22 protein-coding genes are annotated in these 26458 nt (G+C 38.1%); 12 read left to right on the top strand and 10 right to left on the bottom strand.

The annotated features are described in order from the left end of the window. Positions 1-139: 139 nt before the first annotated feature. Positions 140-1012: a succinate--CoA ligase subunit alpha gene (gene sucD / locus ABIB40_RS18610; RefSeq protein ID WP_354361058.1), complete on the bottom strand. Its 873-nt coding sequence runs from the start codon at positions 1010-1012 to the stop codon at positions 140-142. Between the two features lie 254 nt (positions 1013-1266). After that, entirely contained in the window at positions 1267-1611 is a 345-nt protein-coding gene (locus ABIB40_RS18605) for a single-stranded DNA-binding protein (protein ID WP_354361056.1), read from the bottom strand. Between the two features lie 346 nt (positions 1612-1957). Here ABIB40_RS18605 and dcm point away from each other — a divergent pair, with 346 nt between their 5' ends. Then, positions 1958-3199: a DNA (cytosine-5-)-methyltransferase gene (gene dcm, locus ABIB40_RS18600; RefSeq protein ID WP_354361054.1), complete on the top strand. Its 1242-nt coding sequence runs from the start codon at positions 1958-1960 to the stop codon at positions 3197-3199. On the opposite strand, the gene ABIB40_RS18595 is transcribed toward dcm, so the two are convergent. Continuing rightward, positions 3172-3903: a PmeII family type II restriction endonuclease gene (locus ABIB40_RS18595; protein ID WP_354361052.1), complete on the bottom strand. Its 732-nt coding sequence runs from the start codon at positions 3901-3903 to the stop codon at positions 3172-3174. The two genes, dcm and ABIB40_RS18595, sit on opposite strands and share 28 nt — an antisense overlap. Before the next feature lie 281 nt (positions 3904-4184). Here ABIB40_RS18595 and ABIB40_RS18590 point away from each other — a divergent pair, with 281 nt between their 5' ends. The 10 genes from ABIB40_RS18590 to ABIB40_RS18545 all read left to right on the top strand — a co-directional run bounded on the left by ABIB40_RS18590 (position 4185) and on the right by ABIB40_RS18545 (position 15987). Next, positions 4185-4346 (top strand): ADP-ribosylglycohydrolase family protein, encoded by a 162-nt coding sequence (locus tag ABIB40_RS18590; protein WP_354361050.1) that lies wholly within the window; start codon positions 4185-4187, stop codon positions 4344-4346. Beyond that, a complete protein-coding gene (locus ABIB40_RS18585; protein WP_354361048.1) occupies positions 4340-4501 on the top strand; it encodes an effector binding domain-containing protein in 162 nt (53 codons plus the stop codon). Before ABIB40_RS18590 ends, ABIB40_RS18585 begins: the two co-directional genes overlap by 7 nt. 341 nt (positions 4502-4842) lie before the next feature. After that, the gene (gene bla, locus ABIB40_RS18580; RefSeq protein ID WP_354361046.1) at positions 4843-5622 is read left to right on the top strand and encodes a subclass B1 metallo-beta-lactamase; all 780 of its coding nucleotides are present in this window, start codon (positions 4843-4845) and stop codon (positions 5620-5622) included. A 262-nt stretch (positions 5623-5884) separates the two neighbouring features. Beyond that, on the top strand, positions 5885-8275 hold the full coding sequence (locus tag ABIB40_RS18575) for a DUF2339 domain-containing protein (protein WP_354361044.1): 2391 nt from the start codon (positions 5885-5887) through the stop codon (positions 8273-8275). Then, on the top strand, positions 8259-9485 hold the full coding sequence (locus tag ABIB40_RS18570; protein ID WP_354361042.1) for a DUF3999 family protein: 1227 nt from the start codon (positions 8259-8261) through the stop codon (positions 9483-9485). Before ABIB40_RS18575 ends, ABIB40_RS18570 begins: the two co-directional genes overlap by 17 nt. A gap of 647 nt (positions 9486-10132) precedes the next feature. Beyond that, positions 10133-11959, top strand: coding sequence for an excinuclease ABC subunit UvrC (uvrC, locus tag ABIB40_RS18565; protein WP_354361040.1), 1827 nt, complete (start codon positions 10133-10135; stop codon positions 11957-11959). Between the two features lie 107 nt (positions 11960-12066). Further along, on the top strand, positions 12067-13854 hold the full coding sequence (locus ABIB40_RS18560; RefSeq protein WP_354361094.1) for a S8 family peptidase: 1788 nt from the start codon (positions 12067-12069) through the stop codon (positions 13852-13854). A 138-nt stretch (positions 13855-13992) separates the two neighbouring features. Then, positions 13993-14430: a hypothetical protein gene (locus ABIB40_RS18555; protein ID WP_354361038.1), complete on the top strand. Its 438-nt coding sequence runs from the start codon at positions 13993-13995 to the stop codon at positions 14428-14430. Between the two features lie 56 nt (positions 14431-14486). After that, the gene (locus ABIB40_RS18550; protein ID WP_354361036.1) at positions 14487-15185 is read left to right on the top strand and encodes a TIGR04283 family arsenosugar biosynthesis glycosyltransferase; all 699 of its coding nucleotides are present in this window, start codon (positions 14487-14489) and stop codon (positions 15183-15185) included. Between the two features lie 16 nt (positions 15186-15201). Then, the gene (locus ABIB40_RS18545; protein ID WP_354361034.1) at positions 15202-15987 is read left to right on the top strand and encodes a sterol desaturase family protein; all 786 of its coding nucleotides are present in this window, start codon (positions 15202-15204) and stop codon (positions 15985-15987) included. Between the two features lie 181 nt (positions 15988-16168). Here the strand turns inward: ABIB40_RS18545 and ABIB40_RS18540 are convergent, their stop codons facing one another. Genes ABIB40_RS18540 through lpdA form a run of 6 tightly spaced genes read right to left on the bottom strand, consistent with a single transcriptional unit; the run spans position 16169 to position 23671 of the window. Then, positions 16169-17605, bottom strand: coding sequence for a dihydrolipoyl dehydrogenase family protein (locus ABIB40_RS18540; RefSeq protein WP_354361032.1), 1437 nt, complete (start codon positions 17603-17605; stop codon positions 16169-16171). A 13-nt stretch (positions 17606-17618) separates the two neighbouring features. Beyond that, positions 17619-18596: an L-histidine N(alpha)-methyltransferase gene (locus ABIB40_RS18535; protein ID WP_354361030.1), complete on the bottom strand. Its 978-nt coding sequence runs from the start codon at positions 18594-18596 to the stop codon at positions 17619-17621. 15 nt (positions 18597-18611) lie between these two features. Beyond that, positions 18612-19760 (bottom strand): ergothioneine biosynthesis protein EgtB, encoded by a 1149-nt coding sequence (egtB, locus tag ABIB40_RS18530; protein WP_354361028.1) that lies wholly within the window; start codon positions 19758-19760, stop codon positions 18612-18614. After that, the gene (locus ABIB40_RS18525; protein ID WP_354361026.1) at positions 19760-21331 is read right to left on the bottom strand and encodes an ABC transporter permease/substrate-binding protein; all 1572 of its coding nucleotides are present in this window, start codon (positions 21329-21331) and stop codon (positions 19760-19762) included. The genes egtB and ABIB40_RS18525 overlap by 1 nt, the downstream gene beginning before the upstream one ends. Further along, on the bottom strand, positions 21324-22286 hold the full coding sequence (locus ABIB40_RS18520) for an ABC transporter ATP-binding protein (protein WP_354361024.1): 963 nt from the start codon (positions 22284-22286) through the stop codon (positions 21324-21326). The genes ABIB40_RS18525 and ABIB40_RS18520 overlap by 8 nt, the downstream gene beginning before the upstream one ends. Beyond that, a complete protein-coding gene (gene lpdA / locus ABIB40_RS18515; protein ID WP_354361022.1) occupies positions 22286-23671 on the bottom strand; it encodes a dihydrolipoyl dehydrogenase in 1386 nt (461 codons plus the stop codon). Before lpdA ends, ABIB40_RS18520 begins: the two co-directional genes overlap by 1 nt. 95 nt (positions 23672-23766) lie before the next feature. On the opposite strand from lpdA, the gene ABIB40_RS18510 reads away from it, so the two are divergent. Then, positions 23767-24843, top strand: coding sequence for an aminotransferase class V-fold PLP-dependent enzyme (locus ABIB40_RS18510; RefSeq protein ID WP_354361020.1), 1077 nt, complete (start codon positions 23767-23769; stop codon positions 24841-24843). Positions 24844-25162: 319 nt separating this feature from the next. Here ABIB40_RS18510 and ABIB40_RS18505 read toward each other — a convergent pair whose 3' ends face one another. Next, entirely contained in the window at positions 25163-25531 is a 369-nt protein-coding gene (locus ABIB40_RS18505) for a hypothetical protein (protein WP_354361018.1), read from the bottom strand. Positions 25532-26458: the final 927 nt, after the last annotated feature.

Raw genomic sequence — 26458 nt, 5'->3', positions numbered from 1 at the left:
TTTCATTACATACCGACTCTTGCAATCTCTCCGTCAAACAACAAGAATAGAATCTACTAGTATGCCTAAATTTTACACTTTACATCCACAAAAAAAGCGGCTTCGTCGCTGAAACCGCTTTTTATATATTTAACAGAAATTATTTCGCTAATTCCTCTGCCATGGCAACACCAATCTCAGCAGGACTTTCCACTACTCTAATTCCGCATTCGCTCATAATCTTCATTTTTGCCGCAGCGGTATCATCTGCGCCGCCAACAATGGCACCAGCATGCCCCATTCTTCTGCCCGGAGGCGCTGTTTGCCCTGCAATGAATCCAACAACTGGTTTTGTACCATTCTCTTTGATCCAATAAGCAGCATCGGCTTCCATACTTCCGCCAATTTCGCCAATCATAACAATACCGTGCGTCTCAGGATCGTTCATAAGTAATTTTACAGCTTCTAGAGTTGGTGTTCCAATAATTGGATCTCCACCAATACCAATCGCCGTAGTAATTCCCATTCCTGCTTTAACCACTTGATCAACTGCCTCATAAGTTAAAGTTCCCGATTTAGATACCACACCAACGTGGCCTTTCTTAAAGATAAAGCCTGGCATAATACCGATTTTAGCTTCATCGGCAGTGATAATGCCTGGGCAATTTGGCCCTATAAGCGTAGTGTCTCTACCTACCAAATATTCTTTTACCAAAATCATATCTTTTGTGGGTATGCCTTCGGTAATACATACAATTACTTTAATTCCACCTTCAGCAGCTTCCATAATAGCATCTGCAGCAAACGCTGGGGGAACGAAAATGATCGATACATTTGCGCCAGTTTTTTCTACCGCATCTGCAACCGTGTTAAAAACAGGCTTTTCTAAATGCAATTGCCCACCTTTGCCAGGAGTTACACCACCAACTACATTTGTACCATAGGCAAGCATTTGCTCTGCATGGTAAGTCCCCTCGTTTCCGGTAAACCCTTGAACGATAACCTTAGAATCTTTATTTACTAAAACGCTCATGTATCAATATTTTTTTGTGCAAATCTACTATTATTGCAGGGTAAATCAAACGTTCTGCGTATTATTTCTGTGAACCGACCATTTAAAACCAATTGCAAGATTAAAAAAAACAGTAGAAACAAAAAGCATTTCTGCTGGAAATTTTTACACTACATGCGTAGAATATGAGCGTAAAATACAGACTCTCGAAACGATGCAACCAGCAATGAGGACAGCTTTTCATGAATCGGCGGCAAGGTTATTTTTACGTCAAACTAATTGACCACACTTTCCTCTTCGAGCATTACTTCTTGCACCACAATATCGGTGGTATAGCGTTTGCCGCCATCTTTTGCAGTATAGGTGCCCGTTTGCAGTTTGCCCTCGATCGTCAATCTTGTACCTTTTTTAATCTGAGCCTCGGCAATATCTGCCTTTGCGCCCCAAAAAGTAAGGTTGAACCAATGGGTCTTCTTCACTTCCTCACCTGCCGCATTCTTATAATTTTCGTTTACCGCAAGGCTTACCTTTGCCAATTTCTGATTGTCAGATAAGTTTTTCACTTCAGCATCTGCTCCTGCAAACCCTGTTAATACTACTTTGTTAAATGCACTTTCCATAATGATAAAGATTTAAGTGATAGAAATGATTAAAGTTCTAAACGCTCTCGACGCTCTTAACGCTCTTAACGCTCTTAATGAATAGCAACCGCCTTGGCTACCGACAGAACAAAGATGCACAGTTTGCTAACGCTAGTCGGATGTTAAACGGATATAGTCGATTATACACGGATGTGGAGCGCTGAATCATTACAAGATTTGATTAGAGATTTAGTGTCGACTACAGCGAAAATAAACTTGCAGCATCATCAAAACTCTTGAACTGGTTTTATTTCACACGTTTATTTCGCGAGTTAAAATATTGTTATAAATTTGTAACCCTTGAGTAAGGTTAGTTAACTTGGTTATGAATGAATATTTAACATTATCAGAAGCGGCGGAGCTAATTGGTAAAAGTAAAGAAACGCTGAGACGTTGGGATCGGGACGGCAAGTTACCTGCTGTTCGCGAGCCAATGAGCAATTATAGAGTTTATAGACGGTCTGATGTGCAGACGTTGTTTTCTGATTTTATGAATCCAGCGGTCGAAGAAGTGTGTTCGAATTTTGTTGAGGCCAAAAGTGAATATAATGTTTTAGAGTTGTTTGCCGGTGCTGGTGGTTTGGCAATTGGAATGGAAAAAGCGGGCTTAAAATGTGTTGCACTTAACGAAATAGATAAATTTGCTTGTCAGACATTGCGTAAAAATAGGCCCAATTGGAATGTGTTAGAAGGCGATATCAAAACATTTGATTTTTCCGAATATCATAATAAAGTCGATGTAGTTACAGGTGGATTTCCTTGTCAGGCATTTAGTTATGCTGGCAAAAAATTAGGGCTTGCTGATGCCCGAGGAACGCTTTTTTATGAGTTTGCAAGAGTGGTAAAGGAAACAAACCCGCCAATTTGCATTGGCGAAAATGTTCGTGGTTTATTGAGTCACGAAAACGGAAAAACTCTGGAAGGAATGCTTTCAATTTTGGATGAAATTGGTTATAATGTAGTTCCAGTTCAAGTTTTAAAAGCCATCAATTTTAAAGTTCCACAAAAGCGCGAGCGGCTGATTTTGGTTGGTATTAGAAAAGATATTTGTTTAAAATACGAATACCCGAAACCTTCAAAGAAAACATACAACTTAAAGGACGCTTTAAAAAAGGGCGAGTTATTTAGCAGTGATGTTCCAAAGTCTAATGGTGCAACTTATCCAAAAAGCAAAATCGAAGTCTTGGACCTTATTCCTCAAAAAGGTTATTGGCGTGATTTGCCATTAGAAATTCAAAAATCTTTTATGGGCGGCAGTTTTTATCTCGGTGGTGGAAAAACTGGTATTGCCCGAAGAATTGGTTGGGATGAACCTTGCCTAACGCTAACTTGTAGTCCTGCACAGAAGCAGACAGAACGTTGTCATCCAGACGAAACTCGGCCATTTACTGTAAGAGAATATGCAAGAATTCAAACTTTTCCAGACGATTGGGAATTTGTAGGCTCTACGGCTCAACAATATAAGCAAATTGGCAATGCTGTTCCGGTAAATTTAGGCAAGGAAGTCGGTTATTCGATTATTAAGTTTTTAAATGAATATTATGATTTACTAAAATCAAAAAGTTGAGAACTTTCTATTTCGTTAGCTAGTTGGGCAACACCTTTGTTCATCAAGTCTTGAGTATCAATATTGTCGATGAGTATGCGAAGGTTTTCTACCAATCCATCATAGAATGTCGGAAAACCGGTTACTCTTGCCCAAAACTCTTTCCCAATTAGAACTGGGTGGGTCTTATCAATCACTTTATAGTGCATGCTCAAGTCTACTTGTTCACCATAAAGAACCCCGACAATAAAATCTGTGTTATTAATATTTTTAAATGCCTTATTTGTTCTGGCGAGATTAATTGTGTCGGTAAACTTCCTTACCAAAGGTTTAACATCCTCAGAATTAATGGTGTTTGGGCCAGATTTTAATTGGCACCATTTTCTTCTGTTATCAATTTTATCCATAAACTCTATGTCCATTCCTTTAATTAAAGAGCCTTCTGCAAGTTTCAAGTCGACGAACATATTTTGTATCCTTGTACCGAACGACGTATTTATCGATGTTCCTAAAACTCTCGGATAAAATAAAGCTTTTGCGACTCCAACAGCTGTATAGCCGCCTTCTAAAACTTTAGATAAGTATTTTACAACTATTGGATTAATATTGTAACTCTTTAGCTTTGAATGGGTATTGATTGAAGCCTTGATGTGATTTTCAAAAATATATGTCTTAAAATATTCTACTATCTCCTCAATAGTTTCTTCTTGAGTTTGCTTTTTCATTCGTTTCCAAAGTGATTTCAGCAGGCAATATAGCACTTAATTTTTGAGCATTTTAGTCTGTAAATTAACGAGAAGTAAACTGGTTTTTACTGATGAAAGATGAGCTAGCACGTTCTGCCAACTTTTTTAACAATAAAAAGTATAGATTAGCTTCTTAGTTTAAGATTATAAAACCAAAAAAGGTAGAAATGATTATGCCTTAACAATCAATTCTAAATAGATTTTTAACAAATAGGTTACTCAATTGTGGCAATCAATATTCCTTACCGTCAAAGAATAACATGAATCATTTACAAAACATAAAGGCCTTATTATTCGGTGTTTCCATAGGCGACGCGCTTGACGTACCAGTAGAATTTAAGGACAGAAAAACAATAGGCAACAATCCTATAACCGACATGGTTGGCTACAAGACGTATAATCAGCCTGCCGACACATGGTAGAAATGCCAGCCGCCATGGTAACTACTTGGAATGAAATTTGGGGAAACGACAAACGACTAAATAGAAAGTACAATTACGATTTTGAGGTTTATGGCGAAGATGCTCAAAAAGGCGAGAATTCTAAGGTTGATATTTATGTGCCGTTGAAAGGTTAGAGACCAAAGCGGAAAGCATAAAGCGAAAAGCGAAAAGACCAAAGCTAAAAGCCGAAAGAATAAAGAATTAATATGTAAGGAGCAAAGATTGAGCGAGTTCGAATTTCTCATATCTCATGTCTCAAATCTCATATCTAACTACTTCTAAACAAGGGATGTCTTGCGTGAGGGGTAGCAGCGGAAAACCCACAGCGAGAAACAGCCTGTCCCGATTTTGTTTCGGGAAGCGAGGATTTGGAGCGAATGACCCGACCCTTGCGCAGCTTGGGGCACGCCCAGAACAATATTTTTTTAAAAAAATAAAACGAATATTAATTTTATAAACGATTGCGATGATAACAATGGCGAAAAAAATCTTGAGAAAAAGCAGCTTATTGGTCTGTAGTTTTGCGATAGTGGGTTTGGCCAGCCAAGAATTACGTGCGATGGTGTTGCAAAAAGCCCCGCAGAAAGACACCATATATAAATCAAGTCAACTGATGTTGGTGAAGCTGTCGAACCACACCTATCAGCACATTTCATTTTTAAAAACGAAAGATTTCGGCAATGTTGAATGTAACGGAATGCTCGTTATAAACGATCATGAGGCAGTGATTTTTGATACGCCGGCAACCAATTCAAGCACCGAAGAACTGATACAATACGTAACAAAAAAATTAAAGGCGGAGATTAAGGTAGTGATACCCACTCATTTTCACCAAGATTGTGTTGCGGGTTTAAATGCGTTTCATAAACACCGCATTCCGATAGAGGCCTCTACCAAAACGATTGCCTTTTTGAAAAGAGCAGGAAATAAATACTTGCCCTTTATAAAAAGTTTTAACCACTTACTTACCCTAAATATCGGGAATAAGAAAGTGTACGCCCAATTTCTAGGCGAAGGCCATACCAAAGACAACGTTGTTGGCTATTTCCCGGCAGATCAAGTACTATTTGGTGGTTGTTTGATTAAAGAGCTTGGAGCACAAAAAGGAAATTTAGAAGATGCAAACGTAGCCGCTTGGCTAGGCACGGTAAAAAATGTAGCCCGCAGCTGTCCGCATGCAAACATTGTTATCCCTGGGCATGGAAAATCTGGCGGAACAGATTTGCTGGATTATACGGCATCTTTGCTCGAGTAAAAAACTACTGTAATGCTATTATAAAAAATGTTTCAAAATAAGGTTTCAGTTGCTAGATGGATGTAAGTTTTATGTGAAGCGAGCAAGCCATGACTAAATTTACTCGGCACTAAATTTAACATCCGTAATGATGTTGCCTTGCAAAAATGATTGACGACCAGTTTGGATTTAATTTCTCGACACCAATTTTCCTTTGCACTTAACTTGCAATTAATTTCTTGCTATATTTATCCTGTCAAATAAGGAAACATCTTAATATAGCATGAACAATTCCGAACAAATCAAACTCATAAACTTAAAAATAGAAAACTTATTGTTGCGTCAGCAGGGTTTCGAAGCCGATATAAATGCGTTGAAAGCGGAGGTAAATCAGCTTCAAACTCCTGGTTTCGTCAAACCGCAAGCTACACCGCCACCTTTGCCGACGCCAAACCCTTTGCCTTCGCAACAACCAATATTTCCACCTAAAAACGCAGCTGCTGGCGACCAAACAAACAATCTCCAATCTCAGCCTCAACCTTGGTCTCAACCGCAACCTCAATTTCCACCGAAACCGACTCAGAATAGGTTCAATAAAGAAAACCTTGTAAAGTCTGATTTTGAAAAATTTCTCGGCGAAAACCTCATTAGTAAAATCGGGATACTCATTTTAATTATTGGGGTGGGCATTGGCGCTAAATACGCCATAGAACACGATATGGTTAGTCCGCTAACCCGTATTGTTATAGGTTACGCTGTTGGCTTGGGCTTAATGGCTTTCGCCATCAAATTAAAGCTGAAATATGAGAATTTTTCTGCGGTGTTGGTTAGTGGTGCGATTGCTATTTTTTACTTCATAACCTTTGCAGCTTACGATTTTTATGCGCTCATTCCGCAGGTTTTAGCCTTTGCGCTTATGGTGTTCTTTACCTCATTTACCATTGTTGCCGCCATAAAATACAACAAACCCGTTATTGCGCACATTGGCCTTGTTGGTGCTTATGCTGTGCCTTTCTTGTTGAGTGATGGCTCTGGAAAAGTGGGGATCTTATTTAGCTACATGGCCATTATCAACATCGGTATATTGGTATTAAGTTTTAAAAAATATTGGAAATCGCTACTGTACGCATCTTTCGGACTAACATGGATTATATTTTTAAGCTGGCGAATGAACGTAAGTCCAAGCGATAAATTCTTCGCCTTATCTTTAATATTTGCCTCTGCATTCTTCGCTATTTTCTACATCGCCAACCTTGCCTACAAGCTTAGAAAAAAAGAAGCTTTCGGTCTTGGAGACGTAGTTATTATACTTTTAAATGCCTTTGTTTTTTATGGGATAGGTTATTTTATCCTGTACAATCATAAAAATACAACCGAACTGCTTGGCTTATTCACACTGGCAAATGCGGTTGTCCACTTTGTGGTAGGCCTAATTATCTATAAGCAAAAATTGGCAGACAAGAATTTGTTCTACCTTATTTTAGCGATGGTAATTACCTTTATTACTCTTGCGATACCGGTACAGCTAGATGGAGGTTGGGTAACCATCTTTTGGCTGGTAGAAGCTGCACTCTTATTCTATTTGGGACGGGCAAAAAAAATATTTATCTACGAAAAATTATCTTACCCATTAATATTCTTGGCTTTTTTCAGTTTGACACAAGATTGGATGTTAGGCTCTAGCTTTTATGGCGCAACTGTTACACCTATTGTTCCATTTTTTAATGTTGGCTTTCTAACTTCATGTATTGCCATTGTGGCGTTTGCCTTTCTACTCAAAAACAACAAAATAGAAACGGAAGATAAAGAGGGATGGACGTGGATGAGGCAAATTTTAACCTTTGCCATTCCGAGTATGCTGCTGTTAATTATCTATATCGCCTTTAGGTTAGAGATTTCAAAATGCTTCGCCAATCTTTCTCAATCTACCCGCATCAGTCTTAATCCAAAAAATCCAGAAGATTATTACAGTTTTCGATACAATTACAATTATCAACTTTTAAAAGATGTTTGTCTGCACATCTATACCTTATTATTCGCTGCAGCATTAACAATCATAAATCTTAAAAAGATAAAATCTAAAGAGTTGGCGGTTGCAAATTTGGTTATCAATGGCGTAGTTATGGTTGTTTTTCTAACCAATGGCCTTTATGTTTTAAGTGAATTGAGAGAGGCATTTTTGGCGCAAAGCGATAAATATTTTATTAGTGGAGCAGAAAACATCTGGATCCGCTACGTAGCAATTTTGGTCTTTGCATGGCTGATTTACGCTTGCTACAAACTGAGTAGAAGTGCGTATTTTAAGGTGAGTTTAATCAAAATCTTCGATTATGTTTTCTACATTTCATTGTTATGGGTTTCAAGCAGCGAGCTCCTCAATATCTTAGACCTTACACACACCAGCGGTAGCTATAAATTGGCATTGAGCATTTTTTGGGGCGTGTTCTCGTTGTTCCTAATTTCGATGGGTTTGGCGCAGAACAAAAAATTTCTCAGAATTGGCGCGATGGTACTTTTTGGAATTACCTTGCTTAAATTGTTTTTTTACGATATTGCCTACCTCAGCACCATCTCCAAAACCATTGTTTTGGTTTGCTTGGGGATACTGTTGCTTATCATTTCTTTCTTATACAACAAATACAAACACCTTATTATAGATGATGTTAAAGCTTAAATTAACGGGTATATTGCTTTTTTTAACAGCCAGTTTGTTTGCCCAAACTGCTGCCTTTGAATACAAAAGAGACATGGGCAACATCAGCGATACCTGGCAACGCTTGGCGCTTCCAAACAAACTGTTCTCAAACGCCCAACCCAACCTCGCCGATTTACGGATTTTTGGTGTTGCGCAACATGACACCTTAGAAGTTCCTTATCTTATTAAAACACTCGATGACCAAGTTACCTCTACAGAGGTTTCCCTAAAAACGATAAACACCTCCAACAACGAAAAAGGTTTTTTCTACACTTTCGAAGTGCCAAGTAAAGCTACAATAAACGAACTGCATTTAAATTTCGAACAGAAAAACTTCGATTGGAACGTAAACCTAGAAGGCAGTAACGACAATAAAGAATGGTTTACCGTGCTCTCTAATTACAGAATTCTTTCAATAGAAAATGCAAGCACCAAATATAATTTTACCTCGCTCAAATTTCCTTCAACCAAATATTTATATTTCCGTATTGCCATAAAAGCAGAGAAACAACCTACACTAAACGATGCAAAAATTTATAAAATAGATACTGTAAAAGGCGTTTATCATGATGTTGAAGCACAATCTTACCAAATAAAAAACAACAAAAACGCTAAAGAAACGGTTGCCAACATCTCTTTCCAAAACCTTACACCAATTTCTTATTTAAAAGTAAACGTACAGCATAATTTCGATTTTTACAGACCAATTAAAATAGAATATGCCACCGATAGCTTTAAAACCGATAAAGGAATAGCGTATAATTACGCCTTGTTGGCCGATGGCACATTGAGCTCCTTAGAAGATTTAACCTTTAACTTTAACAACACCTTGGCAACCAGATTGCGCATTACCGTGCAAAATAATGATAATGCGCCGCTACTATTTTCGGGCTTCGAGATTAAGGGAAACAGCTACGAAATGTTGGCCAGGTTTGACAACCAACATGCAAAATACGCCTTGTATTATGGCAATACCAAAGCGGTTGCCCCAAACTATGATTTAGACAAATTTAAATCTAAAATTCCGCTAGAAATGCCAACTGTAAATCTCGGAAACGAGCAAAAAAATTCAGCCTACAGCGTGCATAAAGAAAAACCGTTGTTTGAAAAAAAGGCCTGGCTTTGGGTACTTATGGCCGCAATTATTGCGTTGCTCGGGTGGTTCTCTTTTAAAATGTTGAGGAATTAAAATTTAAAACTGTCTCCTGCAATCGTACTCCGTCACTTAATCGCGAGTAACTCTCCTCCTCTTTTTTCAAGGAGGCGTCGGGGCAATGTCATTAACTTAAGCAATTTTTAGTCTGAGCCTGTCGAAGACCATCCACAAATCGAAACCTAACAAAATGATTATCCTTCGACGGGCTCAGGATGACAAACATTTTGTTAGTTTTTCCTTAAATTAATGACATTTGGGGGTTGGGGGAGGTTTTGGGCGCTTTTACTCGCTTTCCATTATATCTTTTCTTGGCAAAAGAAGCCAACAAAAGGATGCCATTGCAATCGGTAGCGCTCTATCCCTTGGCAAAACTGCGTCTCTAATATTATTTCATCGGGTTGAAACCCGATGCCATTAATTCGGTCGTGCCGATGGCACTGTTTGTTTCAACTTCAACATCAATCTAAACCTAAACCTCAGTCTAAACCTCAGCCTCAACTGTGCAGCGCTTTCAATACTTATAACTTACAACCTACAACTTCTTCCAAACCTCAATCTTAAAGAGATGGCTTCGCACCTCGCCATGAGGGGCGGACAGTAATTTCGTAATTTCAAAACTTATAACGTATAACTTAAAACCTACAACTCCCTTACCCTCTTTTTTCCTATTTTTGTACCTCATGGGAGTTTTCGATCATAAAAAAGCTTTAGAAGCCATTCCGCATAAACCGGGCGTTTACCAATATTGGGATGTGGATGGGAAGTTAATGTACATCGGCAAGGCCAAAGACTTACGAAATAGGGTCGCATCGTATTTTAACACCGATAAACAACAATTTAACGGCAAAACCCGTGTGCTTGTTTCTCGCATCAGGAAAATAACCTTCACCATAGTAGATACAGAAATAGATGCTTGGCTGCTCGAAAACAGTCTGATAAAAAAGCATCAACCAAAATTCAACATCAACCTAAAAGACGATAAAACCTATCCGTGGATTATTGTGAAAAACGAGCGTTTTCCTCGTTTGTTCTGGACAAGAAAAGTAATAAAAGATGGCTCCACCTATTTCGGCCCTTATGGATCGATTGGGATGATGCACACCATTTTAGATTTAATAAAAGAAAGTTACCAGCTCAGGACTTGCAGCTTGCCGCTAAGCAAAGACAATATAGAAAGCGGCAAATTTAAGGTTTGTCTCGAATATCAAATTGGTAATTGTAAAGGTCCTTGCCAAGCTTACCAAACAGAAGCAGATTACAACAACAGCATTGAGGAAATTAAGCAGATTTTAAGTGGGAAAATCGGCAATGTGATCCGCGAAGTAAAACAGGTAATAAAATCGGCCTCAGAAGAAATGAATTTCGAACTTGCGCATACTTTTGCGCGAAGGCTGCAAGTGTTAGAAAAATATCAAAGCAAAAGTACTGTGGTAAACTCTGCCATTACCAATTTAGATGTGGTGAGCATTGCATCTGATGAGCGTTATGCTTTCGTAAACTACCTCAAGGTAATAAATGGATCCATCATCCAAACGCAAACCATAGAAATAAAAAAATTGTTAGATGAAAGTGATGATGAGCTTTTGACAACCGCATTATTAGAATTTAGAACCAAGTTTAAAAGCACCTCGAAAGAAATTATTGTGCCCTTCGAACCGGAATTACATGATGAAAGTCTTCGTTTTACCATCCCAAAGTTGGGCGAGAAAAAAAAGCTACTGGAGCTTTCGCAAAAAAACGTGTTGTTCTTTAAAAAGGAAAAGCTAAATCAATACGAAAAGCTAAATCCAGATTTACGCACAGACCGCATTTTAACCACCATGCAAAAAGATTTGCGGCTGTCGCAATTGCCACGGCATATAGAATGTTTCGATAACTCTAATTTTCAAGGTAAATATCCGGTTTCGGCGGTGGTGGTTTTTAAAGATGCCAAACCCAGCAAAAAAGATTATCGGCATTTTAACGTAAAAACCGTAGAAGGGCCAAACGATTTTGCCACCATGGAAGAAGCAGTTTTTCGGCGCTACAGAAGGTTGTTGGAAGAAGATTTGCCGTTGCCCCAACTTATCATTATAGATGGAGGTAAAGGGCAACTTTCATCGGCAGTAAAAAGTTTAAAGTTACTAGGCATAGACAATAAAGTAACCGTTATCGGCATTGCCAAAAGACTAGAGGAACTTTTCTATCCTGGCGATTCTTACCCGCTATACCTGGATAAAAAATCTGAAACCTTAAAAATTATCCAGCAACTTAGAGATGAAGCACATCGGTTTGGAATTACTTTTCACCGCCTTAAAAGAAGCAAAGGCACACTTCAAACCGAGCTGGAGCAAATTGATGGCATTGGAAAAACAACTGCCGCCAAATTACTTACGCACTTTAAATCGGTTAAAAAAATAAGAGAAGCTGGTGAGGCAGACCTCGCAGAAGTGCTCAACAAAAAACAATTGTCGACGCTGCTAGATTATTTTTCAGAAAAACAACAATTAAGCCCGCTAAAACCCTAAATTTAATTGGCTCAACCCAAGTAAAATGCAATTGTTAAATTATGTAAACTATATCTATTAGGAGCAATAAAACCGTATTATTGTGTAATTACGTAAATACCGAAATGATGTGTAAGAATTTAAAATCGTGGTTGTTTCTCAGCTTGTTAGTGTCTGTACAACTTGTTGCCAATGCACAAAAAAAAGATGTAACACTCCCGCCAAACTGGTTTAATTTGGATCTGGCAGAAACTGGTTATTTTGGCATCAGCACAGAAAAAGCGTATCGCGAAATCATAAAAAATCAACAGCCTAAACAAAAAATAATTGTGGCGGTAATTGATGGTGGTGTGGACATTACGCACCCAGATTTGAAAAACGTGTTGTGGACAAACTCCAAAGAAATACCCGGAAACGGAATAGATGACGACGGAAACGGCTATATAGACGATGTGCACGGATGGGATTTTATAGGCTCTAAAAAAGGTGACCTTCAATATGATAACCTAGAATTAGTTAGGCTGTACAGGGTTTATAAACCCAAGTATCAATCTGTAACTAATTTAACACCTTTAGATAGCACCCAGAAAGAAGAATTTAAGCTGTACAAACGTATTGTTGGCGATTTTGGAAAGAAATATGAAGAAGCTAGCCAGACATACTCCGTATTGATAAAAATTAAAAAAGTATTGGATTCTACAGCTATTTTAAACCATAAAAAATTACCGACCCTAGATGATGTAGAGTTGTATAAAGCCCAAGACGACGAGGAAGAGCAAGTAAAGAGCATTATTAAACGGGGCAGTAGGCAAGATGGAAGTTTCGAAAAATTTTATGCCAACATTATGGATGCTTACACCCAATACGATGCGATGCTAAAATATAACCTCAACCCTAATTACGATATGCGGCCCGAATTGGTAGGCGATGATTACTCAAATCCATATCAAAAAGATTACGGAAATAACGATGTTACTGGGCCAGATGCAAAACATGGCACACATGTTTCGGGCATTATCGGTGCCGAAAGAAATAACGGAATTGGCATTAATGGCATTGCAAATAACATAAGTATTATGGCCATTAGGGTTGTGCCCACCGGCGATGAGCGAGATAAAGATGTGGCAAACGGCATTAGGTATGCGGTAGATAATGGCGCAAAAGTAATAAACATGAGTTTTGGAAAAGCCTATAAATGGGATAAAAAAGTAGTAGACAGCGCAGTAAAATATGCCGATGAAAAGGGTGTGTTATTGGTGCATGCAGCTGGTAACGACAACCAAAATAACGACGTAAAAGAAAATTATCCAAATAAATTTTACGACAGTAAGGAAGCAGAGGCTTATAAAGCAAAGCATAAAAAGCCTGCTATACCCGCATTTGTACCGCCAGACCCAAAAAAACAGCAACAAAGACAGCCAAATTACGGTTATGGTTATGGCGGATATCCCCAAGGCACTTATAAGCCAACCATTAAACCCGTTCCTTTAGATTCTGCAAAATACCAGCTTCCGCATGCAGGCAATTGGATTGAGGTTGGCGCTAGCGCTTATAAAGACGACGACAACCTAAAAGCAGACTTTTCGAATTACGGAAAATATACGGTAGATGTTTTTGCGCCTGGATTTATGATAAACTCTACTGTACCAGGGAATAAATATGAAGAATTAGATGGCACGAGTATGGCCTCGCCAGTTGTTGCAGGTCTCGCCGCTTTAATTTTAAGCTACCATCCGCAGTTAACGCCCGAACAAGTTAGAGACATTATTATTAAATCTGTTGCTAAGGTAGACCACAAAGTAAGGTATAAAGATGAAAAAGGAGCAAACACTAGAGCAAACTTCTCTGAACTGAGCGTTAGTGGAGGAATTGTAAATGCTTATAACGCCTTAAAACTAGCTGAAACATATAAGTAATGTTTTTGTTTAATAAAAGGAGCTTGACAAATTGCTGTTTGATTAATTCTTGAATCTTTGCGAGGTTTTGCATAAATTTTTTAACATTACCCTGCAAAGTATTTTCATAACCAACGAGCTCTTTAAAACAAACTAAATATGACTCAGTTGAAAGCCAATAAACAAACAACTTTACGTTTTTTAATTTTACTATTTATTTGCACAGCACTTAGCAGCTGCTCCAACAAAGTGATGTTTAATACATCTCGGGTAGTTCCGGCTGCAGAAGGATATACCAAAATAACCAAAGATGATAATGGAAATAAACTTATAACAATAGAAATTAAACGACTTACACAACCCACTAGGCTGCAACCATCAAGAAATTTGTACGTAGTTTGGATGGACACTAAAGATAATGGATTAAGAAACATCGGCGAATTGCGAACTGGTTCTGGATTTTTCTCTAGCACTTTAAAAAGCAACTTTTCTACCATTACCCCATTTACCCCAAAGAGAATATTTATTACTGCAGAAAACAACGCCGATATTGTTAGACCGACCGGAGATACAGTTCTTTCAACCGATAGATTTTAAGATGAAGATAAAGACCATCAGCATCGTTTGAAACATTATAATCGGTTATTTTAAGGATGATAAGTGTACTCATTCCAACTTTCAATGAAGAAGATGTTATATCGTGGACTATTAAATGTTTGCTTGCTTTAGATACCCAGAAGTTTATTAAGGAAATAATTGTTGCAGACGGAGGAAGTACCGATGCTACTTGTGCAAAGGCCATAGGTGCAGGTGCCTTAGTTTTAAAGTGCCCTAAAAAAGGTAGGGCTGCACAAATGAATTTTGCAGCAAAAAACGCCACCCAAGAAATTTTATATTTTATCCACGCTGATACGCAGCCCCCCTTGGGATTTACAGAAGACATTCTAAGGGCGGTGCACAGTGGCTTTGATGCAGGAAGTTACAGATTAAAGTTTGATTGCGACCATTGGTTTCTAAGTTTAAACGCTTGGTTTACGCGCTTTAACGTAGATGCGGTTCGCTTTGGTGATCAAAGCTTATTTGTTACCAAATCTGCGTTCGAGAAATCTGATGGCTTTTTAGAAAGTCTTGTTGTGATGGAAGATCAACACATAATTAAGGAGTTGAAAAAGTTGGTAAAATTTAAACTTTTTGACAAAGCCGTGGTTACTTCTTCTAGGAAGTATTTAGAAAATGGAGTTTATAAAACGCAAGCAGTTTTCTTCCTTATCTTTTTTATGTATAAGCTCGGCTATTCTCAAAAGACCTTGGTAAAAACTTATAGAGGGTTGCTAAAACAAAACAAAGTATAATTACAACCTGTTGGTTATGGGAATAATTAAGAAAGTTTTCGATTTAAAAGGGGTACCAATTCTGGCAGTTGTATGTATTATTTTGTTCATCGCAGAGCGAAAAAAACCATTACGCAAGCAAAGATTGAAATTAAAAAATCGGTTAATCACAAATACAGCGGTTGCCGCCCCGTCTTTTTTATTGGCTCGATTGATATTTATTCCTACTATGGTTGCCATTGCACGCCACAATCAACATAGACATTCTAGAATTTTTACGAGAGGACAAAAAGATAATTTACAACCTTTGATTGCTTTCCTATTAATGGATCTTGCAAGTTATATATGGCACAACTTAAACCATAAAATCCCTCTACTGTGGCGCTTTCACGTAGTACATCATACCGATTTAGATTTAGATCTGAGCACTGCCATCCGTTTTCATTTTGGCGAAATGGTTGGTTCTATATTCTTCAGAGGATTTTTTGTATGGCTATCTGGAGCAACGCCTTTAAATGTGCTTATTTACGAGATTATCTTCGAGGCCGAAACACAGTTCCACCACAGCAATCTCAAATTGAATAATACGTTAGAGAAAGCGCTTAACCTTATCATTGTAACGCCGCGCATGCACGGGATTCATCATTCTAATCAACCGTTGCAAACTGACAGCAACTACGCTGTAATTTTTTCCTTTTGGGATAAGATTTTCCATACGCACAACCTAAATCGAACTCAAGAAAGCATAACCATTGGTGCTCCGTTTATTTACAATTCTACTGATTTCAGTATAAGAGAGCTTTTAAAAATGCCTTTTGTATAGCATTTACAGCAAATGCGGGAGGAATCTGCCAGCGAAGATAATGCCGCTAAGTAGAGCGCCAACGACAGAAACGGCATCCTTTTAGTGGCTTTTTTGACACTAAAAGATATAGTGGATGGCGTGTAAAGGCGCCCAAATTACTTATAAGCTAGGAATAATATTTGAAAGCAATTTTGATGGTTTAACCAAAAAGCTTAAATGCCATTTTAAGCAATCTTTTTACCTGCGTGGTTATATTTTTACTTCTATACTTTACAATGGCGCTCTGGTTAACCCTAGAAGCGGTTGGGTATGGGTAGATTTTATTAAACAAAGTATTGATAGATAAGCCCTGAGCATTTGCCAAGATAAGCTCTTGGATCATTTCGCCCGCGCTTGGCGCAACCATACAGCCGCCAAGAATTTTTTGCTTACCAAATATGTTTTTTTTAGAAGCGTATAGCAACAGCTTTCCATACGTATAGCCATCTGTAAGCGCTCTATCATCTTCCTTAAAATCTTGGGTATTGACGTCATAGCTTATAGATTTCTCTTCCATTTGCTTTTGCGAGTAACCAAACGTAGCAATCTCTGGTTTGGTAAAGGTTACCCAAGAAAAGTGCTTATTATCTAATTTCTTTTTAAACGGCGATAAAAAATTATTGATAATAATTCTTGCATGAAACTCTGCCGCATGAGAAAAATAAAGGTCTCCGGCAATATCGCCGCATACATAAATATTTTTGGCTGTGGTTTGTAAATATTCATTTACCACAACTTTTTTGTCTTTGATTTTTATCCCTGCATCTTCTAACTTTAAACTATCAAAACAAAGTTCTCGTCCAATTGCAACAAATAGGGCATCGTACGGCACATATTTAAATTCGTCATTGCTAAATTTTACAATTGCTTTTTCCTCAGACGAAATCTTTTCTATTTCTGCGCCAAAATGGAATCTAATTCCCTCTTTTTCTAACTGTTTCTGTAAAATAGATGCAATCTCTTCTTCCTCATGCGGTAAAATTTGCTTGCTTCTACTTACCACCGTTACTTGGCTCCCAAGTCTAGCCATGGTCTGTCCAATTTCTATCCCGATAGGGCCAGAACCAACAACAAGCAGTTTCTTAGGAATATTCGGCAGGTTAAAGATACTTTCATTATCGTAGTAAAGTGCCTTTTCTATTCCCAAAACTTTTAACCTTACCGGAGCTGATCCCGTAGCTAGAACAATCTTCTCTGCGGTTACTTCTAAACCATTAACACTAACTGTGGCTGAGTTGAGGAAGAAAGCTTCGCCGAGAAGGACATCTACTCCTTGGTTTTTTAACCACGCACTGTTCTCGTGATCTTTAATTGATTTCTGCGCATCTTTGATGTAAGTAACAATTGCTTTTGGATCTACGTCTCCAGTAAGATCTAGTCCAAATTTTTTTGATTGCTTTGCCTGATAAATAATTTCTGCAATATGTATCATTGCTTTGCTGGGAATACAGCCATCATTTAAACATTCGCCGCCAATATCTCGCTCATTTTTTGCAATCATTAACACATTAAATCCTAAAGCGTTCATGCCCAAGCCGACACTTAAACCACCAGATCCGCAACCAATTACAATAACATCATATTTCTTTTCTTGCATCTACAGCTATGGTTTATTTTACAGACCAAACCGAATCGACAAAATAATGATTTGTATCGTAAAAATTTGTAACGTATTCAAATCCTGCATCGGTCATAAGTTCACCAATTTCTTGCTTGGAATATTTTTGAGAGATTTCCATATCGATGTATTCATTCTTTTTGAAATGAAGAATGTTAGACCCAATTTTAACTGTTTGATCTTTTAAACTTATCAAATAGCTTTTGCAAGCGCCAGATCTAGGATCGTAGTTGGCATAGTGATCAAAATCATCTAAAATAAAATCGGCATTTAGTTCTGTGTTTATTCGCCTCAACAAGTTAAGGTTAAAACGCTTTGTAATTCCTTCACTATCATTGTAAGCGGCTAAAATTTCTTTAGGATTTTTCTTCAGATCAAAACCAATAATTAGCATATCTCCTCTAAGCAGACTGTTTTTCAATTTAATACAGAACGCCTTTGCTTCGATCGGTAACATATTGCCAATGTTGGCTCCCATAAACAACACTACTTTTCTATTGCTACTAAACTGAACCGCTTGATCTAGCATATCGAAATAATCGCCAGTAAAGCCATGTATTTGGAGTTTTGGGAGCTCATTTGGTAAGTGATCTTCTAAATGACGAATAACATTTGCAGAAATATCTAGGGGCAAATAATTAAAACTAACGCCTTCTCTAATAAGCTGTTGTAACAAGTGGATGGATTTGGTAGCGTCGCCGGCGCCAAGTTCAATCAAATCGAACGGCGTATTCTGCTGAGTTAAGGAAGCTGCGATATCTGCCGATTGTTGAGTTAGAATTTCCATCTCACAATTGGTGAGGTAATACTCTGGCGAAGCCATAATTTCTTGAAACAGCTTATCGCCCTGCTTATCGTAAAAATATTTCGAATTAAGCTTCTTCGGGATGGAGTTTAGGCCATTGATTACGTCGGCAAAAAACTGTTTGTTAATTTGAGCAACCGGCTCTGCTGCAATGATGGTATCCATATAATGTCTTAATCGTTATTTAGCTAAACGTATTCCTGTAAACTGCCATTTTAAATCTGGATGAAAAAAATTTCTATAGGTAATTCTACTGTGATTTTCTGAGGTAACTTCTGATCCGCCCCTTAATACTTTTTGGTTGACCATAAATTTGCCATTGTATTCGCCAATGGCACCGGGAGCTTTATTAAAACCAGGATAAGGAAGGTAAGCGCTTTCTGTCCATTCCCACCTACTTCCCCAATCAAATTGTTGCGCAGCAATTTCCCACTCAAATTCAGTCGGCAACCTCATGCCCTTCCAACTTGCATAAGCATAAGCCTCATAATAATTTACATGACAAAGCGCTGCATTAAGGTCTAAAGCCTGCAAGCCCGAATAGGTATAATTATACCATTGGCCATCGATGCTATGCCAATACATCGGCGCCGATGCATTATTGGTATTCACCCATTCCCATCCATCAGCATGCCAAAAACTAAAATCTTTATAGCCACCAGATTCTATAAATGCTAAATAACCAGCATTACTAACCAAAGTAGGACTAATTGAAAAAGCATTTAAATAAACCTTATGCCTGTTCAATTCGTTATCAAAACAAAAGCCATCGCCTTTAAAACCAATTTCGTAAACACCTTCTTCTATTTGGATAAAGTCTTTGCTTTTCGAGGCAGATTGTTTAGCCACATTTCTATCGCCATAAGTAGGAAACAATGGATTGTTGCCCAAAATGTATTTTATATCTGTTAACAATAACTCTTGATGTTGCTCTTCGTGATTTAAGCCCAAAACCATCAACTCTTGTATTTCAGAAAGATTTGCCGTTTTTAGAAACGCCACCATTTTTTCATCTACATATTTTCGATATTTATAAACGTCTTGTACGCTAGGTCGGCTTAAATTACCGCGATCGGTTCTGATAACTCTCGCACCAATGGTTTCATAATAACTATTAAAAACGTAATTGTAATCAGCATTATAAACCTGATAATTTTTAACAAAATTTTTGAGGATGAAAGTTTCGAAAAACCACGTTGTATGACCTAAATGCCATTTTGGGGGCGAAACATCTATTATGGGTTGTACCACATAGTCCTCAACCTGCAAGGGTTTACATATTTTCTCGGTGGTGGTCCTTACTTTTAAAAAGTGTTCAGTAATAGTCATTAATGGTTGTCCAAATAGCTTGTAAGTTCTGAAATAGTTTTAACACCTAGTTTATTAGATTGTTTTTTTCGCATCATTAAAGCGTAAGAATTGTTAAAACCTATGGGTTTGAGCCAGCGCAATTTGTACTTTTTCAAAAATTTCGTTTTCACATATTGATAAGTTGCTTCTGGACTTTTACTCACGCTAGCAATGGTAGCAGCATCTGGTTGTAACAGCACCAAAAGACCGGTACCTGTATACTCTGGATAAAAATCTATTTGATTATTGGTTAAGGCGTCGAAGCAAATTTTTGTTCCGCCAAGGCCAGTTTTAGTCTCAACATTATAATTGGTGTAACCTTTAATTAACAAGGCATACATTTCAGCTAAAATATATTGCTCACCGAATATTTTAGACCCAATCTTTACCGTTCCGTTCTGTCCCTTCCTATCTGCTTTAAACAAACCCTTGGCAATTAAAAAGTCCTTTGCTACTCGCTCTGGTGTTTGGTGGAGGTAATCGGTACGATAGTTTAATTCCGTCATGACAGAATCTGTAATCTTCCCCGCCAATAAATTCAACGTTTGTTCTAGCGCTGGAAATTTAACCAAGGCCTCTTCTCTTACCACCGGAGCCGCATAATACGGTGGAAATATGTCTTTATCATCCTTCAAAATGGTTAAGTCGAATGCTTTCAAACGCCCATCAGTAGAATAGCCACTTATTACATCTATTTCTTTGTTGTAGGCGGCTTTGTACATAACAGCATCGCTGATTACCGTAGTTTTTATTTTTAGCCCATAAACAGATTTGAGGCCCAAATCTCCATCTTGTCTTCCCATAAACTCAGGTGTAAAGCCTGCGGTAAGTTTATTGGTCTTTGCAGAGGGCCAGAAATAGAAAGCCGCAACAATGGCCGAACCGACTAAAATACTCAGAAAAAACCATTTGAGTTTTCTTGGGTCGAATTTTTGAATCAGCGATAAGAGAAAATCTAAAATAATGGCCAATAAAGCAGCCGGAATTGCTCCAGCTAAAATCATGTTGGTGTTGTTTAATGAAATGCCACCAAAAATAAATTCACCCAAACCACCAGCGGCTATATACGACGCTAGCGTTGCAACACCAACATTAATAACCGTTGCTGTTCTAACGCCTGCCATAATAACCGGCATGGCAAGTGGCAACTGCACTTTAAAAAGTAATTGATTGTTGGTCATTCCCATTGCACGCGCGGCCTCCACTACATTAGGGTCAATCCCAATAATGCCGGTATAGGTATTTCTAATGATGGGCAAGAGCGCATAAATTAGCAGGGCCACAATTGCGGGTTTTACCCCAATACCCAAAAGAGGTATCATAAAGCCTAAAAGCGCAATACTTGGAATGGTTTGAAGAATGCCGGCAAAACCAAGAATACCAGAGGCCAGCTTCTGCCTTCTTGCAACCAAAATACCTAAAGGAAGCCCTATTGCGATGGCAAAGAAAAGAGAGATAAAAGTTAGGCCAAGATGCTGTAACGTTTGGTGGAAAAGCTTATCGCTTTCCTGATACATGAATTGCCATAAAGTCTGCGTGTGCTCAGTCATCCGCATTCGTTTTTTGGTATCGGTTAAAAGCTTGCGCAAGCTCATCAAAATCGAAAGTGCGACCTTCACTTTCGGATTTTCCCGATACACTTAATTTGTTGCCTGTAACTCTTCTAAGTTCCTCCATCGCTTCCCAAACAGAAATGGTCTGTGCAATGCTTTCGATAGCACCGTCTTGTTTTTGCGGCAAATAAATTCTCAAATCAGCCAAGGTTGTTGTTTTAAACTGAAGAGCTAGCCGCTGCCCATCTAAAAATGATTTAGCAAAAGCATCTACGGGCTTAAAAAGCAGCTCTTTTGGAGTGCCAACCTGAACAACTTTTCCGTTATTCATCAAACAAATTCTATCAGCAAGTGTAAAAGCTTCCTGCACATCATGGGTAACCATAATAATGGTTTTGTTCTTTAACTCATCCAATCCTAAAAAATCAGTATGAATCTTACTTCTAGTTACGTTATCTAGTGCGCCAAAAGGCTCGTCCATCAATAATATTGGCGGATTGGCGGCTAATCCTCGTGCTAAACCAATGCGCTGTTGCTGGCCACCGCTCAATTCTTTTGGAAACAGGTTAAGGTAACCGGCAGGCAGGTGTAACTTTTCTAATAACAGTTCTGCGCGTTTTTTAATCTTGGTAGTACTCCAACCAAGCAGTTTAGGTACTACGGCTATGTTTTCTGCAATGGTATAATGCGGAAAAAGGCCTATATTCTGAAGGACGTAACCCATTTCCCTACGTAAAACCTCGGGTTTAATTGAAGCTACATTTTTGCCTTTTACTAAAACTGCGCCTTCACTTGGATCCAATAGCCGGTTTATGAGTTTTAACGTCGTTGTTTTACCACAGCCACTCGTTCCAAGAAGCACCATATTTTCGCCTTCTTTTACCGTTATCGAAACATCGTTTAATGCTTTTTTTTCTCCAAAAAACTTGGTTATATTCCTTAGCTCAATCATCAGTCAAGCTGCATAAATAAATTATTCAATGCCTCTGCATAAGTTGGGTGGGCAAAAATAAAATACCTTAATTGTTCATAGGTAATTCCACCAGCCATCGCCATCTGCAATATCGACATTATTTCTCCGCCTTGCGCAGCTAAAATAGAAGCGCCCAAAATCTTTTTCGTTTTTGTATCTATAATAGCTCGCATTAATCCTTTTGTTTCGCCTGTTTCTATCGCTCTACCAATCGTATCCATAGTTAAGGTGGCCACTTTGTAATCAATTTTTCCTTCTTTAGCTTCTTGCTCGGTCATTCCAATACTGCCCAATTGTGGATCGGTAAACATGCAATACGGTACTTGCCTGTTTTTTGTGCTCAGGTTTTTTCCTTCTAAAATATTTCTGTAGACAACCGCAAAATCATTATAGGCAATGTGGGTAAATGCCGGACCACCGTTTACATCGCCAAGAGCATAAATACCTTTAATGTTTGTTTCTAATTTGGTATCTACCTCAATAAACCCCTTACTATCCATCTTTACGCCCGTTTTTTCCAACTTCAAAACTTCGGTAGTTGGCTTTCTGCCCACGGCAATTAAAACGTGAGTACAAGAAACTTGCTTAACATTTTCGTTATTTTTAAGCTTTGCAATAATTTTGTTTTTTTTATCTGTAACGAAAGAATCAACTTCAGAATTAGTTAAAATCTCAATTTTTTCTTCTTTCAAAAAATCACTTACCGCTGAAGATATCTCCTTGTCTTCCCTTTTTAAAAGTCTATCAGATCTTTCTATTATGGTAACTTTGCTTCCAAACCGACTAAACATTTGTCCAAATTCTAAGCCGATGTAGTTTCCTCCAATAATTAATAAATGTTTGGGAACTTCGTCTAACTCCATAATTGTGGTAGAAGTTAAATACCTTATGGCGCTCAAACCTGCTATCGGCGGAATAATTGCTTCGGTACCCGTATCAATAAAAAAAAGTTCTGCTTTAAGCCCCTTTGTTTCGCCATACTTTCCCTTTATTTCAATTTGCTTTTCGCCTGTAAAACTCGCTTCGCCAAATATTAAATCTAAGTGCTCTGTTTTCCTCAAACCCTTTTCACTTCCCTCTCTAAACATTTTTACAACCGCATTTTTTCTATCTATAATATCGGCCATCTTCACACTAACCTTACCAACACCAATTGCCATATTTGTTGCATTTCGGGCGCTAAAAGCAAGTTTTGCTGATGCGATCATCGTTTTAGTTGGCGTGCAACCATAATTAATACAGGTTCCACCTACCACATCTTTTTCAATGAGCACAGTCTTCTTACCGGCCTGGGCAAATTTTTTAGCTAGGGGATTGCCTGCCTGGCCCGACCCAATAATGACAACATCGTAATTTTTCAACATAAGCTAATATAACAGTTTTTAAAATACATAGTTTCAAAATTCTAAACAGCCATGGGTTAAACACAATCGAATGCCTATTTCCTTTATATTTGAACATGAATTTCAAAGACGAATATCCCGCTTTACAAAATTGCATTTATTTAGATACCGCTAGTTCGGGTATTATTTCATTAGAAACTCTAAAATGGAGAAGAAATCATGATGAATCGTTTCTAAATCAAGGAAGCTCTTTCAGAGCAAACCAAGCATTTTTTTTAAATGGAGTTAGAGAAACCATTTCAAACTTCTTTAACGCAGCGCTAGAACATTGTTTTCTAGTGCCAAATTTCTCTTTTGGCTTTAATACGTTCTTAAATGGATTAAAGCCAACATCAAAGTTTTTACTATTAGAAAGTGACTATCCATCGGTTAATTATGCAGTTAAAACACATGGATTTCAAAATGAATCAATAGCGATTACATCAGGTTTGGAAGAAAGGCTATTTGAAAAAATCCAGAAAACTAAACCGGATGTCTTCGCTTGTAGCCTCGTCCAATATTTAGACGGCTACAAAATAGATTTAAATCTCTTAAAAAGAATCAAAGAAAACTTTCCAAAGTTAATCATCGCTGCCGATGGAACACAATATTGTGGGACGGAAAATTTTGATTTTAACAGTAGTGGCCTTGATTTCTTGGGAGCGAGCGGTTATAAATGGATGCTAGCCGGATATGGAAACGGTTTTGTTTTTTTAAAAGATCTGGCAGTTAGTAGCATATATGAAGAAGCAAAAAAAACCTCTACGCCGTCTGAACCTTTTTTAAAGGAAAGGTCTACACTTGGTACTTTCTTTGAACCAGGACATTTAGACACGTTGGCTTTCGGAACTTTAAAACAAGCCATTATTGAACGAAAAGAGATTGGTTACGAATATTTTACAACAAAAATTAGTCAGCTCGGCCAGTTAGCTACAGAAGAATTTAAAAAGAGAAATATATTGACTAAACCATTATTAAGTCACGAATCACCCCAATATATTTTTAATTTATCGTTAAGCGAGGGCGTGCTAAAAAGGCTGACCGAAAAAAATATAGCTTTTACCAGACGGGGCGACGGTATACGTATCGGCTTCCATTTTTACAACGAGATAGCAGATCTAACCCAGTTGCTTTCCATTATCGACGATGAATAATAACGCTGATTACACAGAATGCATTAACATTTTTTTGGACGTTCTCCTCGGCAGCGCTTTTGCCAATTCCGAGGGTAAGCTCATATTGAAGTTCTACCTTTGACTAAAGGGATTTAGTTGTCAGATTTGATCTTTAAGCTTTGAAATTTGATTATTTGAACAAACGAACGGATGATAATTCCTTTAGGAAGATGGCGGTTTATCTATCTCGCACGCACACATCGATAAAAGAGGTTCATGTTTGTTTCGTGAAGAAACCGAGCACGACAATGTTTCTTGATGCTGTTTCTTGCAATAATATTGAGTCGAGGCCGAGGTATTATTTTAAATCTTTTTTAAAGTAATAATATATTTCAAACCCATTATCAAAATTACGGGTTACGGCTGTAACCAACTCCCATCCATCATCCCCCATTAAATCCAACGCTTGAGACGCTGAGCTGCCTGTGCCAACAGCATTTATCAAATCTTGGCTTACGTACTTGCCAGTTACCCAAATTTTTGAAGCAATAGCCCTATTTTGGTAAACAAGTTCAGCGTATGCAAATTTTCCGTTGCTGTAAATACTAGAACGTGTAGTAACGGGAAATAGCTTTTTGTTATGTTTTACTGTACTGTCAGTTAACGATTTGGCACATACGGTAAGTGATGTAAACGCAATAAATAATGAAAGGGCTATTGATTTCATAAATGATATTCTGTTTCTTTTATCTTGTTAACCTTACAATTTTTTAAAGATAGAAATAATAAATGGTTATTACCACAACCTAAGGTTTGCTTAGAAATTCAAAATGCTTGCTATCATTATGATTGCAGGTTGCACAATTGAAATAATGTGCAAGGCAATGAGCGATAAGCTAATAAAATGTTTGCCCGTTGAGCAATTTTTCTATGGTGCAGCGCACCAAAATATTCGTAGAAAACTCCATAAAAGACGAGCCAAGGTGCAGGGCACCGAAATCTTACAATTGTTCCCTATTCATGAGCAGATCATATTACGGTGCGCTGAACCTCATACGCAGCTTCAATAAACAGCTACAGATATTTCGGTTCGCTGTACCTTAAATTACAGACTATATCTACAACATTGAGTTTACTAGCAGGCTCTACTTACTCTCCCGCATTGTTATGCAGTACCATCGGCACATACACAGATCGGGCTTAACTGTACTTACACAAAAACACTCACAGTTTCTTGTAAGGGTCTTTATAAATGACCATAGTCTGCCCCGAGGCAATCGAGAGCAGCAACCTGCTCTCGGCCACATTACTATACAATACCGTCGGTGAATTACCAGAGTGGACTGTTGCCAACGCAAAAAAGCCCGTCTCTCGCCCAGCCTTTCCAATAGCCTAAAAGAATCAAACCGGCAAACATGGCCACACACAGAAATCTCGCAGGATGAACTTTCTCGCAGGATGAACTTTAAAGATCTAAAAAAAGCTTTTGAAAAAGGTTTTTAAAGCTATTAAGTAACCTTTTTGTTCCGCATGGGTATGACCTTGGTAGGATATTTAGGAAAGTCCATAAACAGGAAGGTCCCCGTAGCGTTTCCGCTACGGGGACCTTCCCTCTTTTAAGATCTGGCACCGACCTACTCTCCCACGTGTTACC

It is taken from the genome of Pedobacter sp. UYP30, from assembly GCF_040547165.1.
GTDB lineage: Bacteria > Bacteroidota > Bacteroidia > Sphingobacteriales > Sphingobacteriaceae > Pedobacter.
The sequence above is the reverse complement of the archived record's forward strand: the minus strand, read 5'-3'. Positions and strand labels throughout refer to the sequence as shown.

Bases quoted from the DNA above. Each gene is read 5' to 3' on its own strand.
- sucD (WP_354361058.1), bottom strand. From the start codon at position 1,012: ATGAGCGTTTTAGTAAATAAAGATTCTAAGGTTATCGTTCAAGGGTTT.
- ABIB40_RS18605 (WP_354361056.1), bottom strand. From the start codon at position 1,611: ATGGAAAGTGCATTTAACAAAGTAGTATTAACAGGGTTTGCAGGAGCA.
- dcm (WP_354361054.1), top strand. From the start codon at position 1,958: ATGAATGAATATTTAACATTATCAGAAGCGGCGGAGCTAATTGGTAAA.
- ABIB40_RS18595 (WP_354361052.1), bottom strand. From the start codon at position 3,903: ATGAAAAAGCAAACTCAAGAAGAAACTATTGAGGAGATAGTAGAATAT.
- ABIB40_RS18590 (WP_354361050.1), top strand. From the start codon at position 4,185: ATGAATCATTTACAAAACATAAAGGCCTTATTATTCGGTGTTTCCATA.
- ABIB40_RS18585 (WP_354361048.1), top strand. From the start codon at position 4,340: ATGGTAGAAATGCCAGCCGCCATGGTAACTACTTGGAATGAAATTTGG.
- bla (WP_354361046.1), top strand. From the start codon at position 4,843: ATGGCGAAAAAAATCTTGAGAAAAAGCAGCTTATTGGTCTGTAGTTTT.
- ABIB40_RS18575 (WP_354361044.1), top strand. From the start codon at position 5,885: ATGAACAATTCCGAACAAATCAAACTCATAAACTTAAAAATAGAAAAC.
- ABIB40_RS18570 (WP_354361042.1), top strand. From the start codon at position 8,259: ATGATGTTAAAGCTTAAATTAACGGGTATATTGCTTTTTTTAACAGCC.
- uvrC (WP_354361040.1), top strand. From the start codon at position 10,133: ATGGGAGTTTTCGATCATAAAAAAGCTTTAGAAGCCATTCCGCATAAA.
- ABIB40_RS18560 (WP_354361094.1), top strand. From the start codon at position 12,067: ATGTGTAAGAATTTAAAATCGTGGTTGTTTCTCAGCTTGTTAGTGTCT.
- ABIB40_RS18555 (WP_354361038.1), top strand. From the start codon at position 13,993: ATGACTCAGTTGAAAGCCAATAAACAAACAACTTTACGTTTTTTAATT.
- ABIB40_RS18550 (WP_354361036.1), top strand. From the start codon at position 14,487: ATGATAAGTGTACTCATTCCAACTTTCAATGAAGAAGATGTTATATCG.
- ABIB40_RS18545 (WP_354361034.1), top strand. From the start codon at position 15,202: ATGGGAATAATTAAGAAAGTTTTCGATTTAAAAGGGGTACCAATTCTG.
- ABIB40_RS18540 (WP_354361032.1), bottom strand. From the start codon at position 17,605: ATGCAAGAAAAGAAATATGATGTTATTGTAATTGGTTGCGGATCTGGT.
- ABIB40_RS18535 (WP_354361030.1), bottom strand. From the start codon at position 18,596: ATGGATACCATCATTGCAGCAGAGCCGGTTGCTCAAATTAACAAACAG.
- egtB (WP_354361028.1), bottom strand. From the start codon at position 19,760: ATGACTATTACTGAACACTTTTTAAAAGTAAGGACCACCACCGAGAAA.
- ABIB40_RS18525 (WP_354361026.1), bottom strand. From the start codon at position 21,331: ATGACTGAGCACACGCAGACTTTATGGCAATTCATGTATCAGGAAAGC.
- ABIB40_RS18520 (WP_354361024.1), bottom strand. From the start codon at position 22,286: ATGATTGAGCTAAGGAATATAACCAAGTTTTTTGGAGAAAAAAAAGCA.
- lpdA (WP_354361022.1), bottom strand. From the start codon at position 23,671: ATGTTGAAAAATTACGATGTTGTCATTATTGGGTCGGGCCAGGCAGGC.
- ABIB40_RS18510 (WP_354361020.1), top strand. From the start codon at position 23,767: ATGAATTTCAAAGACGAATATCCCGCTTTACAAAATTGCATTTATTTA.
- ABIB40_RS18505 (WP_354361018.1), bottom strand. From the start codon at position 25,531: ATGAAATCAATAGCCCTTTCATTATTTATTGCGTTTACATCACTTACC.